Origin of the sequence: Ovoidimarina sediminis, assembly GCF_032586175.1 — a bacterium.
Taxonomy (GTDB): Bacteria; Pseudomonadota; Alphaproteobacteria; order Rhodobacterales; family Rhodobacteraceae; genus Ovoidimarina; species Ovoidimarina sediminis.
In genome coordinates this window covers 141,343-156,242 of the sequence record NZ_JAWHTE010000009.1, presented here as the reverse complement: position 1 = coordinate 156,242, position 14,900 = coordinate 141,343, and the positions used below count along the sequence as shown (strand labels likewise).

Annotated in this window: 13 protein-coding genes; 6 read left to right on the top strand and 7 right to left on the bottom strand. The window is 64.8% G+C overall.

Features of this window, described 5'->3' with window-relative positions; translation table 11 throughout:
- Position 1 precedes the first annotated feature (1 nt).
- Positions 2–2,413: a GcvT family protein gene (locus RXV90_RS12665; protein ID WP_316649126.1), complete on the bottom strand. Its 2,412-nt coding sequence runs from the start codon at positions 2,411–2,413 to the stop codon at positions 2–4.
- 123 nt (positions 2,414–2,536) lie between these two features.
- On the opposite strand from RXV90_RS12665, the gene RXV90_RS12660 reads away from it, so the two are divergent.
- Entirely contained in the window at positions 2,537–3,313 is a 777-nt protein-coding gene (locus RXV90_RS12660) for a DeoR/GlpR family DNA-binding transcription regulator (RefSeq protein ID WP_316649124.1), read from the top strand.
- Between the two features lie 5 nt (positions 3,314–3,318).
- On the opposite strand, the gene RXV90_RS12655 is transcribed toward RXV90_RS12660, so the two are convergent.
- Both RXV90_RS12655 and RXV90_RS12650 read right to left on the bottom strand, forming a co-directional pair.
- On the bottom strand, positions 3,319–4,077 hold the full coding sequence (locus RXV90_RS12655; RefSeq protein WP_316649123.1) for an SDR family NAD(P)-dependent oxidoreductase: 759 nt from the start codon (positions 4,075–4,077) through the stop codon (positions 3,319–3,321).
- A gap of 36 nt (positions 4,078–4,113) precedes the next feature.
- Complete coding sequence (locus RXV90_RS12650; protein ID WP_316649122.1) at positions 4,114–4,806, bottom strand: glutathione S-transferase family protein; 693 nt, start codon at positions 4,804–4,806, stop codon at positions 4,114–4,116.
- Between the two features lie 81 nt (positions 4,807–4,887).
- Here RXV90_RS12650 and RXV90_RS12645 point away from each other — a divergent pair, with 81 nt between their 5' ends.
- The 3 genes from RXV90_RS12645 (at position 4,888) to gcvPB (ending at position 9,086) form a co-directional block, all read left to right on the top strand.
- Positions 4,888–6,051, top strand: a complete 1,164-nt coding sequence (locus RXV90_RS12645; RefSeq protein ID WP_316649121.1) for an ATP-NAD kinase family protein — start codon at positions 4,888–4,890, stop codon at positions 6,049–6,051.
- A gap of 102 nt (positions 6,052–6,153) precedes the next feature.
- Positions 6,154–7,530: an aminomethyl-transferring glycine dehydrogenase subunit GcvPA gene (gene gcvPA / locus RXV90_RS12640; RefSeq protein WP_316649120.1), complete on the top strand. Its 1,377-nt coding sequence runs from the start codon at positions 6,154–6,156 to the stop codon at positions 7,528–7,530.
- On the top strand, positions 7,527–9,086 hold the full coding sequence (gcvPB, locus tag RXV90_RS12635; protein ID WP_316649118.1) for an aminomethyl-transferring glycine dehydrogenase subunit GcvPB: 1,560 nt from the start codon (positions 7,527–7,529) through the stop codon (positions 9,084–9,086). The genes gcvPA and gcvPB overlap by 4 nt, the downstream gene beginning before the upstream one ends.
- Positions 9,087–9,110: 24 nt before the next feature.
- Here gcvPB and RXV90_RS12630 read toward each other — a convergent pair whose 3' ends face one another.
- Positions 9,111–10,253 carry an NAD(P)/FAD-dependent oxidoreductase gene (locus tag RXV90_RS12630; protein WP_316649117.1) on the bottom strand — a complete coding sequence of 381 codons (1,143 nt, stop codon included), beginning with the start codon at positions 10,251–10,253 and terminating at the stop codon, positions 9,111–9,113.
- 35 nt (positions 10,254–10,288) lie between these two features.
- Here RXV90_RS12630 and RXV90_RS12625 point away from each other — a divergent pair, with 35 nt between their 5' ends.
- Positions 10,289–11,239: a dihydrodipicolinate synthase family protein gene (locus RXV90_RS12625; protein ID WP_316649116.1), complete on the top strand. Its 951-nt coding sequence runs from the start codon at positions 10,289–10,291 to the stop codon at positions 11,237–11,239.
- 2 nt (positions 11,240–11,241) lie between these two features.
- On the opposite strand, the gene RXV90_RS12620 is transcribed toward RXV90_RS12625, so the two are convergent.
- Together RXV90_RS12620 and RXV90_RS12615 are read right to left on the bottom strand one after the other, a co-directional pair.
- Positions 11,242–12,015, bottom strand: coding sequence for an SDR family NAD(P)-dependent oxidoreductase (locus RXV90_RS12620; protein ID WP_316649115.1), 774 nt, complete (start codon positions 12,013–12,015; stop codon positions 11,242–11,244).
- Positions 12,016–12,019: 4 nt separating this feature from the next.
- Complete coding sequence (locus tag RXV90_RS12615; RefSeq protein WP_316649114.1) at positions 12,020–13,120, bottom strand: NADH:flavin oxidoreductase/NADH oxidase; 1,101 nt, start codon at positions 13,118–13,120, stop codon at positions 12,020–12,022.
- Between the two features lie 105 nt (positions 13,121–13,225).
- Here RXV90_RS12615 and RXV90_RS12610 point away from each other — a divergent pair, with 105 nt between their 5' ends.
- Positions 13,226–14,065, top strand: a complete 840-nt coding sequence (locus tag RXV90_RS12610) for a sugar phosphate isomerase/epimerase family protein (protein ID WP_316649113.1) — start codon at positions 13,226–13,228, stop codon at positions 14,063–14,065.
- Here the strand turns inward: RXV90_RS12610 and RXV90_RS12605 are convergent.
- Entirely contained in the window at positions 14,062–14,820 is a 759-nt protein-coding gene (locus RXV90_RS12605) for an SDR family NAD(P)-dependent oxidoreductase (RefSeq protein WP_316649112.1), read from the bottom strand. The genes RXV90_RS12610 and RXV90_RS12605 overlap by 4 nt on opposite strands.
- Positions 14,821–14,900 lie beyond the last annotated feature (80 nt).

The following is a 14,900-nucleotide window of genomic DNA, read 5'->3' as shown; positions in this document are numbered from 1 at the left end:
ATTATCCTTTCAGTCTGTCATTGCCGGGGTCGTAAAGGGGGCCCTCGACCTGTGCGACCGGGTGACGTTCGCCGAACACCTCGAGATCGAAGGCGCTTTCGGCCCAGTGGGCGCGGTCGAGATAGCCGTGAACGATCGTCTGGCCCAGGGTGTGCCCGAATGCGGCCGAGGTAACGAGGGAGACGACCTGATCGCCGAGGAGGATCGTCTCGCCACCCGTGAGCGGCAGAGGCCGCCCGGTCGAGAAGGTGCAGAGTTTGCGGTGCACACCCTCATCGCGCTGCGTCTCAAGCGCGGCGCGGCCGATGAAATCGCCCTTGCTCTTGAAATGGACGCGGGCGCCAAGTCCGGCCTCAAACGGGGTGTAGTCGGGCGAGATATCCCCCGACCAGTAGAGATAGCCCTTCTCCATCCTGAGCCCGTCGATGGCGCGGTAGCCGACATTGGCGATGCCGTGGGCCGCGCCTGCCGCCCATAGTGTGTCGTAGACATGAAGGGCAAATTCGGTCGGCACATAGAGCTCGTAGCCGAGTTCGCCGACATATCCGATCCGGGCCACGCGGACAGGGGCCGCACCCACGACGATATCGCGCGCCTGCGCGAAGGGGATCGCCGCATTAGAGACATCGCTTTCCGAAGCCGCCGCAAGAACCTCGCGCGATTTCGGGCCGGCGAGGTTCAGAACCGCCCAGGCGCTTGTGACCTCGGTCAGATAGATATCCTGCGGCAAATGCCGGCGCACCCAGTCTGAATCGTGCACGCCGAAGCCCGCGCCGGTGACCATCAGGTAGTGATCGCTGCCGAGCCGGGTGAAGGTGACATCCGCCTCGATACCGCCGCGGTCGTTGCAGAGCTGGGTGTAGATGACGGAACCGACGGATCGGTCCATGTTCGAGACGGCGAGGCGTTGCAGCGCGTCTGCCGTCCCGCGCCCACGGATCTCGAATTTGGAGAAGCTCGTCTGGTCGATGAGCGCCACACGTTCCCGCACCGCGCGGTGTTCCTCGGCCGCGAAGGCCTTCCAGCCCGGGTTCAGAAAATCGAGCTGATCGACCGGTGGCACGCCTTCGGGCGCAAACCAGAGGGGGCGTTCCCAGCCATTCTTCGAGCCGTATATCGCGCCCTGCTCTTTCAGCCGGTGGTAAAGCGGCGAGAGGCGCAGAGCGCGTGCGCTTTCGGCCTCCTGACCCGGGTAGCGCATCTTGTAGTGATGCGCGTAATGCTCCACCGCACGCGGATACATGAAGGCGCGCGTCCCGTGATGCGGGCCGAAGCGGCGCACGTCGAGGGGCCACAGATCGAGCGATGGGCGGCCTTCGGTGATCCATTCCGCGATCATCTCGCCTGCCCCGCCACCGGCGGCGATGCCGTAGAGAAAACCGGTGGCGAGCATGAGGTTGTCGAAGTCAGGCTGCCAGCCGAGGACGAAATCGCCATCGGCGGAATAGGGGATCGGCCCGTTGATCACCTGCCGGATGCCGACCTCGCCGACAATCGGAGTGACCGCTGCCGCAAGTTCCGCAAGCGGGAGAAACCGATCTAGGTTTTCCGGCAGAAGCTGGCGCACGAACTGGCCGGGGATGCCGTTGTCGCCAAAGGGCAGCGTGCCCTCTTCGTACCCGCCCACGACAAGGCGCCCGCCGACATCGGGTTTGTAATAGACCAGACGCTCGGGATCGCGAAGTGTCGGCAGGTGGCCGATCTCCTCGCCCACCGACTCGGTCACGATATATTGGTGCTCAACGGCGCAGGCAGGAATGCGCAAGCCCAGTTTCGCGCCGATTTCACGGCTCCACATGCCGCTGGCGAGGATGACCGTATCTGCCTCCCAAAGCCCTTCGGTGGTTTCAACTCCGGTCACGCGCCGCCCGGAGAGGGTGAACCCCGTGACCTCGACCTGCTGGCGGATATCGGCCCCCTGCCGCCGTGCGGCACTCGCCACCGCCTGGCAGAGCGAGGCGGGATCGACATAGCCATCGGACGGGATGAAGGCCGCGCCGTGGAGCCCGGTTTCGTCGATGAGCGGGAACAGCTCTTTCGCCTCGGAGGGCGAAATGATCTGCATCTCGAGCCCGAAGCTGCGGGCCATCGTGGCGAGGCGCTTGGCCTCGAGCAACCGGTCTTTCGTGGCCGCGAGCCGGAGCGAGCCGGTTTTCTTCCAGTCGAATTGCAGCCCGTCCTCGTCCTGCAGCCGGTCATACATCTCGACCGATTTCTGAAGCATCCGGGTGGTGTTGCGAGACGATCGGAGCTGACCCACCAGGCCGGCGGCGTGCCATGTCGCGCCCTCGGTCAGACCCGCGCGTTCCAGAAGCACCACATCCGATTCCCCGCGACGCGACAGGTGATAAGCGATGGAACATCCGATAATGCCGCCGCCGATGATCAGATGTTTTGCTGCCTGCCGCGTCATGCCCCCCCGCGAAGCGACTGAATTTCGCGGCAGCCTACCATCGCCTCGCAGCAGAACAACATTTTTGTTGATTTCTGTTGGTTTTGAGCAGTGCTTTGGTGATATATGACTAAGTTGAGACGAATGGATCGCAACAGGATGTCATCGAAATACAGAGCGGAGATCCTGCGCACCGTCGATATGCGCGGCACCGTTTCGGTGCAGGAGCTGTCGCGGCTTCTTGGCGTTTCGGGCCAGACGATCCGACGGGTCACACGCCCCATGGCCGAACAGGGCGAGTTGAGCAAGGTGCACGGCGCGCTCGTTTCGAACAAGACGGCCTCGGATCCGCCCTTCCTGTCGCGGATGAGCGCCAACCGTGAGGCCAAGGTCGCCATCGCGCGGGAGGTGGCGTCGATCATCGAGGATGGCGACAGCGTGGCGATCGACACCGGATCGACCTCGGCCTTCATCGCGCAGGCCCTGCGGGCGCGGCGCAACCTGACGGTTGTGACGAATTCGGCCTTCGTGGCCAGCACGCTTGCGATGGTGCCCGGCAACAATGTGTCGATGGCCGGAACGCAGTTGCGCGATCACGATGGAGCGGCCTTCGACCGGTCCTCCTTCGAGGTGATCGAGCGGATGCAGGTGGATTACGTGGTTCTGAGCGCGTCGATGGTGGATGCGCGGAAGAGTTTTCTCGTGCACGAGCAGTGCGAGGTCGATGTGGCGACCGCGATGCTTTCCCACGCCGCGCGAGCGATCATGGCCGTCGATCACTCCAAATTCCTGCCGCAGGAGCGGAAGCCGGCGCTGCGCCAGCCCGCGCTGAAGCCGGGCGACTACCTTGTGACTGACCGGGCACCCCCGCCCGAGTTCCGCGAGAGCCTTGCCGCGCTTGAGATCCGCATCGCGAGCTAACCCCGTCAACGGGTTTCGAGAAGCCCGCCGTCGACTGGAATGATCTGCCCGGTGATCCAGCCGCTGTCGCGGCCGAGGAGAAATGCGACGAGGGCGGCGATATCCTCGGGCATTCCCCAGCGGGAAATGGGATAGCGCTGGATCACCGCCGTCAGCAGCGCCTCGACTTCCGCGTCGGTATCCGCGCGGGCGCGGAACTGGGATTCGGACAGGGGCGTCCGCACGGCGCCAGGGGCAACCGCATTCACGCGGATGCCCCGACTTGCGTAATCCGCCGCGATCTGGCGGGTCAGCGCCGCCACGGCGCCCTTCGAGGCGGAATAGGCTGCAACGCCTTTCATGCCGCTCAGGGCAACCGTCGATGCGGTGAAGACAAGCGATCCCCCACCGCTTTCGATCAGGTAAGGAAGGGTGGCACGCGCAGTCAGGAAGGCCCCAGTGGCGTTGACAGCCATGGCGCGGTTCCAATCGTCGAGGGAGAGTGAGAGAAGATCGCCCTCGACCATGATTCCGGCATTCGCGGCGACGGCGTTGAGATGGCCTGTTTCGGCAAGTGCGCCGGCAACTGTATCGCGCACCGAGGTCTCACAGGAAATATCCATCCGGAAGGCAAGGGCCGAGCCACCTGCCTCTTCGATCTCGCCGGCGATCGATTGCGCGCCGTCGAGATCGATGTCGGTGCAGATCACCCTTGCGCCGCCTGCGCCCAGGCGGTGTGCAATGGCCCGCCCGATGCCCGACCCCGCGCCCGTTACGAGCGCCACCTGCGCGTCTGGGGAAGCCGGGTGGACGGGCATCGATCAGGCCGGATCGGGCGCGAAGATCTGGGGATAGAGCGCGCGCATTGCCTCGTCGTCGAACGCGACCTTGAAGGCGTGCGATTTGGCAAGCGCCTGGGCGCGTTCCGCCGCAGGGCGCGCGTCGATCTCACACATCAATCGATCGATGTTGGGATAGCTTTCCATGATCCGGTCGTCGCCCAGCATGTAGGACAGGCGAGAGGCCCAGCCCCAAACCGACATATCCACGATCGTGTAGGTATCGCCCAACATGTAAGGGGCTGCGGAGAGCCTGTCTTCCAGAATCTGCCAGTGGCGACGGGCCTCGAAATCATAGCGCTTGAGCGCATAGGGCACCTTTTCTGGCGCGAAGTTGCGGAAATGGACGGCCTGGCCCGAGAACGGGCCGACGCCGGAGGCCACGAACATAAGCCAGGAGAGCAGTTCACCGCGCCGGCCCGGGCCCTCGGGCGGAAGGAACCGGCCCGTCTTTTCGGCGAGGTAGAGAAGGATCGCGTTGCTGTCGAAGACCGTTGCCTCACCGTCGGTGATCACCGGCACCTTGCCATTGGGATTGATTGCGCGGAAGGCCGGGGCGTGCTGCTGGCCGCGGCGGGTGTCGATGGGAACGGGATCGTAAGCAAGCCCGGCCTCTTCCAGAAAGAGAGCGATCTTCATCGGGTTCGGCGCGGCGTTGTAATAGAATGTGATCATGGTGTTTCCGGATGATGCGGCGGGTTGCCTGTGGCGGAGGGATGTGCCCACTGTGCGCAAAGCGAACCTTTGTGCGAGCGAGTGTCCGCCGATGGCCCCGATCCTGTCAATCCCCGCACCGGGCCGCATCCGATGAGGATCGGGCTTCTGGTGAATCCCATTGCCGGGCTGGGCGGCGCGGTGGGGCTGAAAGGGACGGACGGGCCTGGCACCGTGGCGGAGGCGCTGGCGCGCGGGGCTGAGCCACATGCGGGAGAGCGCACACGACGCGCCTTCGAAAGGCTCGCGTCACGGGTGCCTGGAACGGTCGTTCACGCGGCGGCGGGCGCACTCGGGGCGGAGTGGCTCAATGGGCTCGACCTCGATGTGAGGCCCGTGCCGACCGGCGCACCGACCGGCACCGCGCGGGATACACGGCGCGCGGCGGAGGCGCTGGCGGACGCCAATCTCATCGTGTTCAGCGGTGGCGATGGAACAGCGCGGGATGTCACCGGCTGCCTCGGGCCGCACAACGGAGTGCTGGGGATCCCCTGCGGGGTGAAGATGCATTCGGGTGTTTTCGCGATCTCGCCGGAAGCCGCCGGGGCACTTCTGGCCGATCTGGTGACCGCGCCCGACAGGATCGGCTGGGATGACGCTGCCGAGGTGATGGATATCGACGAGGAGACGCTACGCAAGGGCCGGCTGGCGCCCCGCCTCTTCGGCCATGCGCGGGTGCCGGTGGCACGGCGGTTCATGCAGGCGTCGAAAGGCGGGCCGGCAACACCTGCGGCGGATGCGCTTGCCGGTGCCGCGCGGGATGTCGTCGATGGCATGGAGCCAGGCGTTCTTTATGTGATCGGCCCGGGGACGAGCGCGGGGGCGGTGCTGACCGCGCTTGGCGAGGCCCCGACGCTACTGGGAATCGATGCCGTGCGCGACGGGCATGTCGTTGCCCGGGATGCGAACGCCGCCACGCTCGAGGAATTGGCTGCTACAGGACCAGTGCGGATCGTTCTTGGTGTCACCGGCCAGCAGGGGTTTCTTCTGGGCCGCGGCAACCAGCAGATCAGCCCGGCACTGATCGCACATGCGGGGCGCGACGACCTTATCGTGCTTGCGACAGAGGACAAGCTGGCCGCCCTCGCCCAGCCCTGCCTCTGGGTCGACACGGGCGACCCAAAACTCGACGAACAGCTTGCAGGGTATCTTCGCGTCAAGACCGGGCGCGGCCGTGAAACGATGATGCGCATCGGCGCGAGTTGAAACGCATTGTGCGATATGCGAACTTTTGTGCAACAATGACAAGACACCACGGATTCGACAGGGAGCACTGATATGGCAGGCGACAGACGTGCCCATCCTTGGATGGCAAATTCGGCCCCCGGTGTGCTGGAGGCGATGCTGGCGGAGATCGGTGCGGGATCGGTCGGCGAGGTGTTCGAGCAGATCCCGAAGGATCATCTCCGGACCACGCCCCTCGATCTGCCACCGGCCCTGACCTCGGAGATCGAACTCCGCCGGGATCTAGTGAGCAAGCTGAAGAAGAACGAAAGCTGCGAGGACAATCTATCCTTCCTCGGGGCCGGCGTCTGGCAGCATCATGTGCCGGCGATCGTCGACGAGATCGTCGGCCGTACCGAATTCGCCACGAATGTCTGGGGCAGCTATCAGTCGGATCACGGCCGAAACCAGGCGTGGTTTGAATTCAACTCTCAGCTTGGGGCGCTCCTGAATCTCGATGTGGTGCAGTTGCCGGTCTATTCCTGGGGTTGCGCGATCGGGCATGCAATGCGCATGGCGGCACGGATCACGGGGCGGTCGAAGGTGCTTGTCCCCGTTCTATCCGATCCCGAACGGCTGAGCGTGATCCGCACATATTGCCAGCCCTTGGAAATGGAGGGGCATATCGAGGTGGTGACGGTTGCTGCCGATCCGACGTCCGGGCGGCTTGACCTCGGGGATCTTGCCCAGAAGCTTGGCGATGATGTTGCCGCGGTCTATTTCGAGAACCCGGCCTATCTCGGCACCATCGAGACGGGGGCGGCAGAGATCGCGCGGCTTGCCCGGTCCGCGGGCGCCGAAACCATCGTGGGCGTCGATCCTGCGAGCCTCGGCGTCCTGAAGGCACCGGGCGATTATGGCGCGGATATCGTGACGGGGCCCGTCCAGCCCCTCGGCGTGCACATGCATTGCGGGGGCGGAGCCGGCGGGTTCATCGCCTCGCGGGACGAGGAACGCTACGTCCGGGCCTATAACGGGTTTCTTGTCTCGATCGTAGAGACGCAGAAGCCCGGGCAATTGGGGTTCGGCCTCGCCTGCCCGCATCAGAACTCCTACGGGATGCGGGAGAACGGGAACGACTGGACCGGGAATTCCACCTATCTCTGGGCCATTGCCGGGGCGGTTTACATGAGCCTTCTGGGGCCCGAGGGGTTCCGCGAACTCGGGCAGTTGATCGTGTCCCGCGCGTGCTATGCCGCGACGCTTCTGTCGGAGGTGCCGGGGGCGCGCATCGTCTGGCCGGAGACGACGTTCAAGGAATTCGTCGTCAACTTCGACGACACCGGCAAGACCGTTGCAGAGATCAACGACGCCCTGCGCGCGCACGGCATCTTCGGAGGCAAGGATATTTCCGATGAGGCGGGCGGGCTAGGCCAATCCGCGCTCTACTGCGTGACCGAAGTGCACACCGCCGCCGATATCCGGCGGCTTACTGACACGCTGAAGGAGGTGCTGTCATGACCCGCCTGCCCGACTTCCACGCCGCATCCTGGGACGAACCGTTGGTGATGGAGCTTGGCCGCCCCGGCGGACGGGGCCAGCATTTCCCGGCACCCGAGGACGAGGTGGCTGCTGCGGTCGGATCAGATCTGATTCCGGCGGCGATGGCACGAACGGATCGTCCGGAGCTTCCGGAAATCACCGAATTCGAGGTGCAGCGGCATTACCTGCACCTGAGCCAGATGACGCTAGGCATGATGGGGGTCAGCCTCTTCGGCACGTGCACGATGAAGTACAACTCGAAGACTGCGGAATTCGCGACGCTTCGGCCCGAGCTTGCCACCGTACATCCATATCAGCATCCTGACACGCTTCAGGGCGTGCTCGAGATCATCCACGACATGGACGGCATGCTGAGATCGCTGTCGGGCATGGACCAGTTCATCTTCCAGGCCGGTGGCGGCGCCAATGCGGCCTATACGATGGCTTGTGTGGCGCGGGCTTATTGGGCCGATCGCGGGATGCTGGGCCAGCGAACGGAGATGGTGACGAGCGTGCAGGCCCATCCCTGCAACCCCGCGACGGCCGCGGCGGCGGGGTTCAAGGTTGTGAACCTACCGCTTGAAGAGAACGGCTATCCCTCGCTCGAGGCCCTGAAGGCCGCGGTCAGCGACAAGACCGCGCTTCTGATGATCAACAACCCCGACGACATGGGGATCTACAATCCCGAGATCAAAGAATGGGTCAGGATTGCGAAGGAGGCCGGCGCTCTTTGTTTCTACGATCATGCGAATTTCAACGGGGTGATGGGGAAGCTGTCGGCCCGGGAGCTTGGCTTCGACGCCTGTATGTTCATGCTGCACAAGACCTTCGGCGCGCCGAAAGCCGGCGGCGGTCCCGCCGTGGGGGCGTTCGGCTGCACCGAGGATCTGGCCGAATATCTGCCGACCCCCGTGGTGGTGAAATCGGGCGACCGCTACGCGCTTGACGAGGAGCGCCCGAAATCCATGGGCAAGATCCGCGAGTATTGGGGCAACGTCCCGCAAGTCGTGAAGGCCTATGCCTGGACGCGCGCCATGGGGGCCGAGGGGATCGCGCTTGGGGCAGATATCTCGGTCGTCGCCAACAATTACATGGACAAGCGGTTGTCTGAGATCCCTGGACTTGCAATCTCGAACCCCGACGTCTCGAAGCGGCGAATGGAGATGACGCGCTGGTCGCTTGGGCCCATTGCCGAGGAAACCGGTTGCGGGACGGTCGATTTCGCGAACCGCATGGCCGATTACGGGATCGACCCCTGGTGGATGAGCCATGAGCCGTGGATCGTGGCAGAGCCTTTCACCCCCGAGGCGGGCGAACTTTGGTCGAAGGAGGATATCGACCTCTGGATCGATGTCGTCGCCAAGATCTGTGAGGAGGCACGGGCCGATCCCGAGCTCGTCAAGACCGCCCCGCACAATCAGGCGATTGCCCAGGTGAAGGGCGACGCTTTCGAGGATCCGGCGAAATGGGCGATGACCTGGCGGGCCTGGAAGCGAAAGCACAGCGATGCCGAAGGCGCGCGCGGCGTCGCCTGAGCCATGGGCCGGGCGGCTGACCGATCAGTCGTAGAGGAGCGACAGGCCCTTGAGGCCGACCGGCGACGGCCGCCCGAGCGCAAGCGCTGCGGCGACCGTTGCCGTCATCGGACCGGCGGAGAAACCGACCCAGGGAAAGAGCGCATGGATAACGCCCGGCGCGTTCGGATCTTCGCCGAGGATGGGTCGCCAGTCGGGTGTGCCGTTCACCCAGGCCGTCCAGCTGCGGAGCGCCCGCGAAGCGGCGATTGCGGGCACCACTCCCGCCGCCATGCCCATGTTGCCGGAAAGGCTTTTCGGATCGGTGACGAGAACGCCGTTCCCGCGTTCACGGGCGGGCCATCCGCCGCCGATCACGCAGCCACCGTTTGCGAGTTGCTTGAGGCTGAGCTTGCCGGCGGCGGAATAGACGAGATGGGGGATGAAGGCCGCGACCGGTTCGGTCACTGTCACCTGAAGGGGAAAGCCGTCGATGTCGAGATGGGTGCCGAGCATCGCGCCGATCCGCCCGGCGAAGGCGCCGGCGGCGTTGACGATGCGGCCGGTTCGGACCGCACCGCGTGGCGTCTCGACGACATAGGCCCCTGTCTGACGTGCGATTCCGGTCACGCGCGTATGCGTCACGATCCGCGCCCCGGCCTCCGCCGCGCTGCCTGCCAGATGCGGGGTGACCTGAAGGGGGTTGGCCTTGCCTTCGAGCGGGCAGAACCCGCCGCCGATGGCATCGGACGACAGGTAGGGCGCGAGGCGCAGAAGGTCGTCGCGGCCAAGGATCCGGGTTTCGATCCCGGCTTCTGCCTCGATCACGCTCTTGGCGCGGATATGGGCCATCTGCGCTTCGGTGCGGGCCGCGATCAGCCCGCCTGCGAGGGTCACGCCCAGATCGGCCCAAAGCTCGCCCGGCAGATCCTGCCAGAGCGCGAGCGACGTCTTCAAAAACCGAAGGCAAGGCGTGTAGGCCCGCGCCCAGTCTTCACCGTAGCTGACGAATTCGGGATACTGGATCTGCAGGTGGATCGAGCCGGCATTCGCGCCGGACGCCTCGGCCCCGAGATCACCCGCCTCGATCAGCAGCACATCCGCCCCTTCGCGCGCCAGAAGGCGTGCCGTCATCAGCCCGACGATCCCGCCGCCGATGATGACGATATCCGCGTTTTCCTGCATCATCCCGCTCGGGCCGCCCCGAATGAAAGGACCCTGCCATGAATGCCCCGCTTTCCGGAAGCTATACGGTGACCATCACGCCCTTCACGCCCGGCGGCGAGAGGGTCGATTACGAGGCATGGAAAGGCTTTCTCGACTGGCAGGTCGCATGTGGCGTGCCGGGCATCATCATCCTCGGGACGACGGGCGAGTTCCTGACGCTGACCGACGCGGAACGAAGCGCATTCGTGGAGCACACCGTTGGCCTTGTGAACGGGCGCATGAAAGTGCTCGTGGGCACGATGAACGCCTATACGCCGAATGCGGTGCGGTATTCCGTCGAGGCGGAGGCGCTTGGGGCAGACGGGTTGATGATCATCCCGCCCTATTACTACACGCCCACCGAGGACGAGATCTTCAACTACTACAAGGCGATCTGCGAGGCCTGCGGGCTTCCGATCATGCTCTACAACAACCCGTTCACCTCGAACGTGGACATGCCGGCGAAACTCGTGGGTCGTCTGACGAAGAGTTTCGAACAGATCCGTTACATCAAGGAAGCCTCGCAACGCATTGAACGTGTGCATGATATCATCGTTGAATCCGACGGGCTGATGAATGTCTGGGCCGGGCAGCGGGTGCTTGAATCCTACAAGATGGGGGCGAAGGGCTATGTGAACCCTTATGGCAACTACATCCCCCGGGCCTCGGTGAAGTTCGTGGAATGGGCCGAGCAGGGCCGGTGGGACGATGTCTGGGCGGTGCAGTCGATCATTGCGAAATTCGACGCGATCATCACCGAGGGGCATCCGCTTTACGGGCATCAGTGCTATTCGAAGGCGCTGGCGGCGGCGGCGGGGTATCCGGTGGGCGATGTGCGCCCGCCGATCACGACATTCGAGAGCCTTGGCGTGGAAGGGCGAGAACGGGTGGCGCGGATGGTGCCGTTGATGGAGGAACTCGACCGGGTGGTCGATCACATCGAGGCCAGCCGGGCAGCCGCCGAATAGGCTCATCGGATGTAGGCCGCGCCGTTCACGTCGATCGTCGCGCCCGATAGATGCCGTGCGCGGCCCTCGGCGAGAAAGACGCAAATCTCTCCGATATCGGAGGGCGGCACCCATTCTCCCATAGGAAGGGTGGCGGTCACGGCCTCTTCGCCCCCCACGATCGCGGCGCTGTCGACGGACATCTGGGTGCGGACGACACCCGGGGCGATGACATAGGCGAGAATACCCTGATGGGCGTGGTTGCGGGCCACGGTTTTCGTGGCTGCCGTAATCGCGGCCTTCGAGGCGGCATAGGCGATGGCGCGCGGGTTCGCGGTACCGCGCGTGGCCGCCCAGCTTCCGATCCCGATAACCGATCCGGCCCGACCGGCATCGAGCCAGGCGTTGACCGCATGCCGCAGAAGGCGGGCCGGGGCGTAGACGTTGACCGTCATCGTTTCCTGCCAGACCGCATCCCATTCCTCGATCGGGTCGGGAATGCCGCCCGATTGGCGCATCATGCCCGCGTTGTTGATCAGAACGTCGACGGCGCCACCGAGCGCATCGGAGGCTTCCGCCCAGAACCTGTCGACCGCCGCCATATCGTGAAAATCGGCACTCAGAAGCGTGGCCTGCCCAGGCGCGGCCCCTTCCACCGCAGCCTCGGCCCCTTCCCTGTCGCCCCCGTAATGCGAGACGATCCGCGCTCCGTTTTCGATCAGTGCCGACGCGATGGCGGCACCGATGCCTTTCGACGCGCCGGTGACCACGACCGTTTTGTCCGAAAGAGGCCTCATGGCGCTAGCTCCTCGTCACGAAGGGTTTGCTTTGCAGGGCGGGATTGCAGCGGGCATAGGGCGCGGGAAGCGTGATCTCTTCGCCAAGCGCCAGTGCGGCGCGCCAGGCCCAGCGGGGATCCCAGAGCATCCCGCGGGCGAGCGCCACGAGATCGGCCTGCCCCGTCGCGAGGATGGTTTCGGCCTGCACCGGATCGGTGATCTGGCCCACCGCCATGGTTGCGATTTCCGCCTCGTGGCGGATGCGCTCCGAGAAGCCCACCTGGTAGCCGGGGCCGACCTTGATCGCCTGCCGCTGATCGAGCCCGCCGCTTGTGACGTCGACCACATCGCATCCAATCGCCTTCAGTTCACGGCAGAACATGATCGATTGTTCGAGATCCCAGGCTCCGTCGATCCAGTCCGTTGCCGAAAGCCGGACGAAGAGAGGCTTGTCCTCCGGGAAGACCGCCCGCACCGCTTCGACCACTTCAAGGGGGTAGCGCATGCGGTTCACGGCGTTTCCGCCATAGGCGTCGTTGCGCTGGTTGGTGATCGGCGACAGGAACTGGTGCAGGAGATAACCGTGGGCCACGTGAACCTCCACCAGATCGAACCCCGCACGATCCGCGCGGCGTGCCGCCTCGGCGAAGGCCGCCTTGACGCGTTCCAGTGCCGCGGCATCCATCTCGCGAGGTTCCGGCCACCCGTCGAGATAGGGCACGGGCGAGGCGGATTCGGTTTGCCAGCCACCCTGCCCCTCGATCAGACCGCCACCCTCCCAGGGGGCGACGGTGCTGCCCTTCCGGCCGGAATGGCTGAGCTGGATGCCGATTTTCGCCGGCCCCACCGTGCGCATGAAACCCACGATCTGCGCAAATGCCGCCTCGGTCGCAGCGTCGTAAAGCCCCGTGCAGCCCTGCGTGATCCTCCCATCGGGCTCAACCCCCGTCGCCTCGACAAAAATGAGCCCCGCGCCCCCCATGGCCATCTGCCCCAGATGCGCGATGTGCCAGTCGCCCGGCACGCTGTCCACCGCCGAATACTGGCACATGGGCGAGACGGCGATGCGGTTCGGAATCGAGACGCCGCGGATTTCGAACGGGGTGAACATCGTGCTCGGCATCTGCCCTCACATTCCGATTGAACCGCGAAAGTCGTGCGGTATAGTAACTTTTGTGCGGATTATGAACACGGCCCCCGCAGGCTGACAAGTGGAAAGGACCTCAGGATGACCCAGCTGGATGTGGCCGCAAGCACTTTTCCATTCCTCTATTCCCATGATGGGCTTCAGGCGCTGAAGCATCTGAAATCCCTGGGGTACGACACTTACGAGATGATGATCTTTCCGCCCCATTGCTGGCCGCGGGAGATGTCGGTCGCGCAGCGGAAGGAATACAAGACCTGGCTGAACGGCGAAGGCGGGAAGATCACTTCGTTCTGCTATCCGCTTCTCGACAACAACCCCAACGGGGTGGACCGCCTGATGCGCGCCTACACGCTCGACCGTTACCGCGAGGCGATCGACCTCGCTGCCGAGTGGGAATGCCCCTATGTCGTCGCGATCCCCGGCCCGGTGAACAGCCTCATCAACCCGCCGTACCAGTGGATGCTCGGATGGTTCGTCGAAGGGATGAAGCAGCTGGTTGATTACTCGAAGGGCACCGGCGTGCAGCTTCTGCTCGAAAACGTGCCCTTCACCTACCTACCGACGGCGCAGGACATGAAGGACACCGCCGCGCTGATCGGGCCGGAGGTGGGCATCAATTTCGACGTCTGTAACAGCGCTTTCATCAAGGAAGATCCTGCCGAGGCGATCCGGATGCTCGGGGATCTGGTGAAGAATGTGCATATCTCCGATTCCGGCTATGACGAGTTCCTGCATGCACGCCTTGGCACCGGCGTCGTCGATCCGGGGCCGACCGCGGCCGCGCTGAACGACATCGGGTATTCCGGTGTCACCGTTCTTGAAATCATCGCTGACGCGCTGCAGCCCGGCGCCGACCCCGATGGCGACATCCGCGCAAGTCACGAGATCCTTGCGAAGCACGGCTGGGCGCCGCGCGGCTAGGCAAGCCCCGCTTCGACGGGCAGCACGGCGCCCGTCATCGCACCAGAGGCATCCGACGCGAGGAAATGCGCGACCCGGGCGACGTCTTCCGCGGTGGCCATCCTTCCCAGGGCCGTCTCCTCGGCCAGGGCGGCAAGCGCCTCTTCCGGTGCAGGGCCGCCCGTGGCGTGGCGCGTTCGCACGCGGCCAACGAGTGCCTCGGTGGCGACGGGGCCCGGGGCGATCGCGTTCACGCGGATGCCCCGCCGGCCGAGATCCAGCGCCGCCGCCCGCGCCACGCCGATCACCGCGTGTTTCGAGGCGGTGTAGAGCACCTGTTTCGGGTGTGCCCGAAAGCCGTTGATCGACGCCATGAGGATCGCCGAGGCGTGGGATGAGCGTGCCAGCGCCCTGGTGAATGCACCAAGCGTCTGGGCCACGGCCCAGACATTCAGCGTCATCACCCTCTCCCATTCGGCCCGGTCGAGGCTGTCAACGCCGCGCCAGGGCGGGACGGTTCCGGCATTCGCCACGAGGATATCCAGCGTTTGCACTTCGCCGGAGAGCCGCGCCAGACGATCCTCCGCATCTACAGCGCAGAGATCGAGAGCCACGCCGCGCCACGCGCCCGGCAGATCCTCGAGCGCGTCAGGCAGATCGATCACGAGGATCTCCGCGCCCGAGGCCGCAAGACGCTCGCCAATCGCGCGCCCCAGGCCCCGGCCCCCACCGGTGATCAGCGCCCGCCGCCCGCTCAGGTCTTGCGCGAAGGACATGTTGCGTGGCCTCCTTCTTCACCGTAGTAGTTTCAGTATTCTCGCACTTTTGTGCGTTATGCGAACCAGCGCAAGCGAAA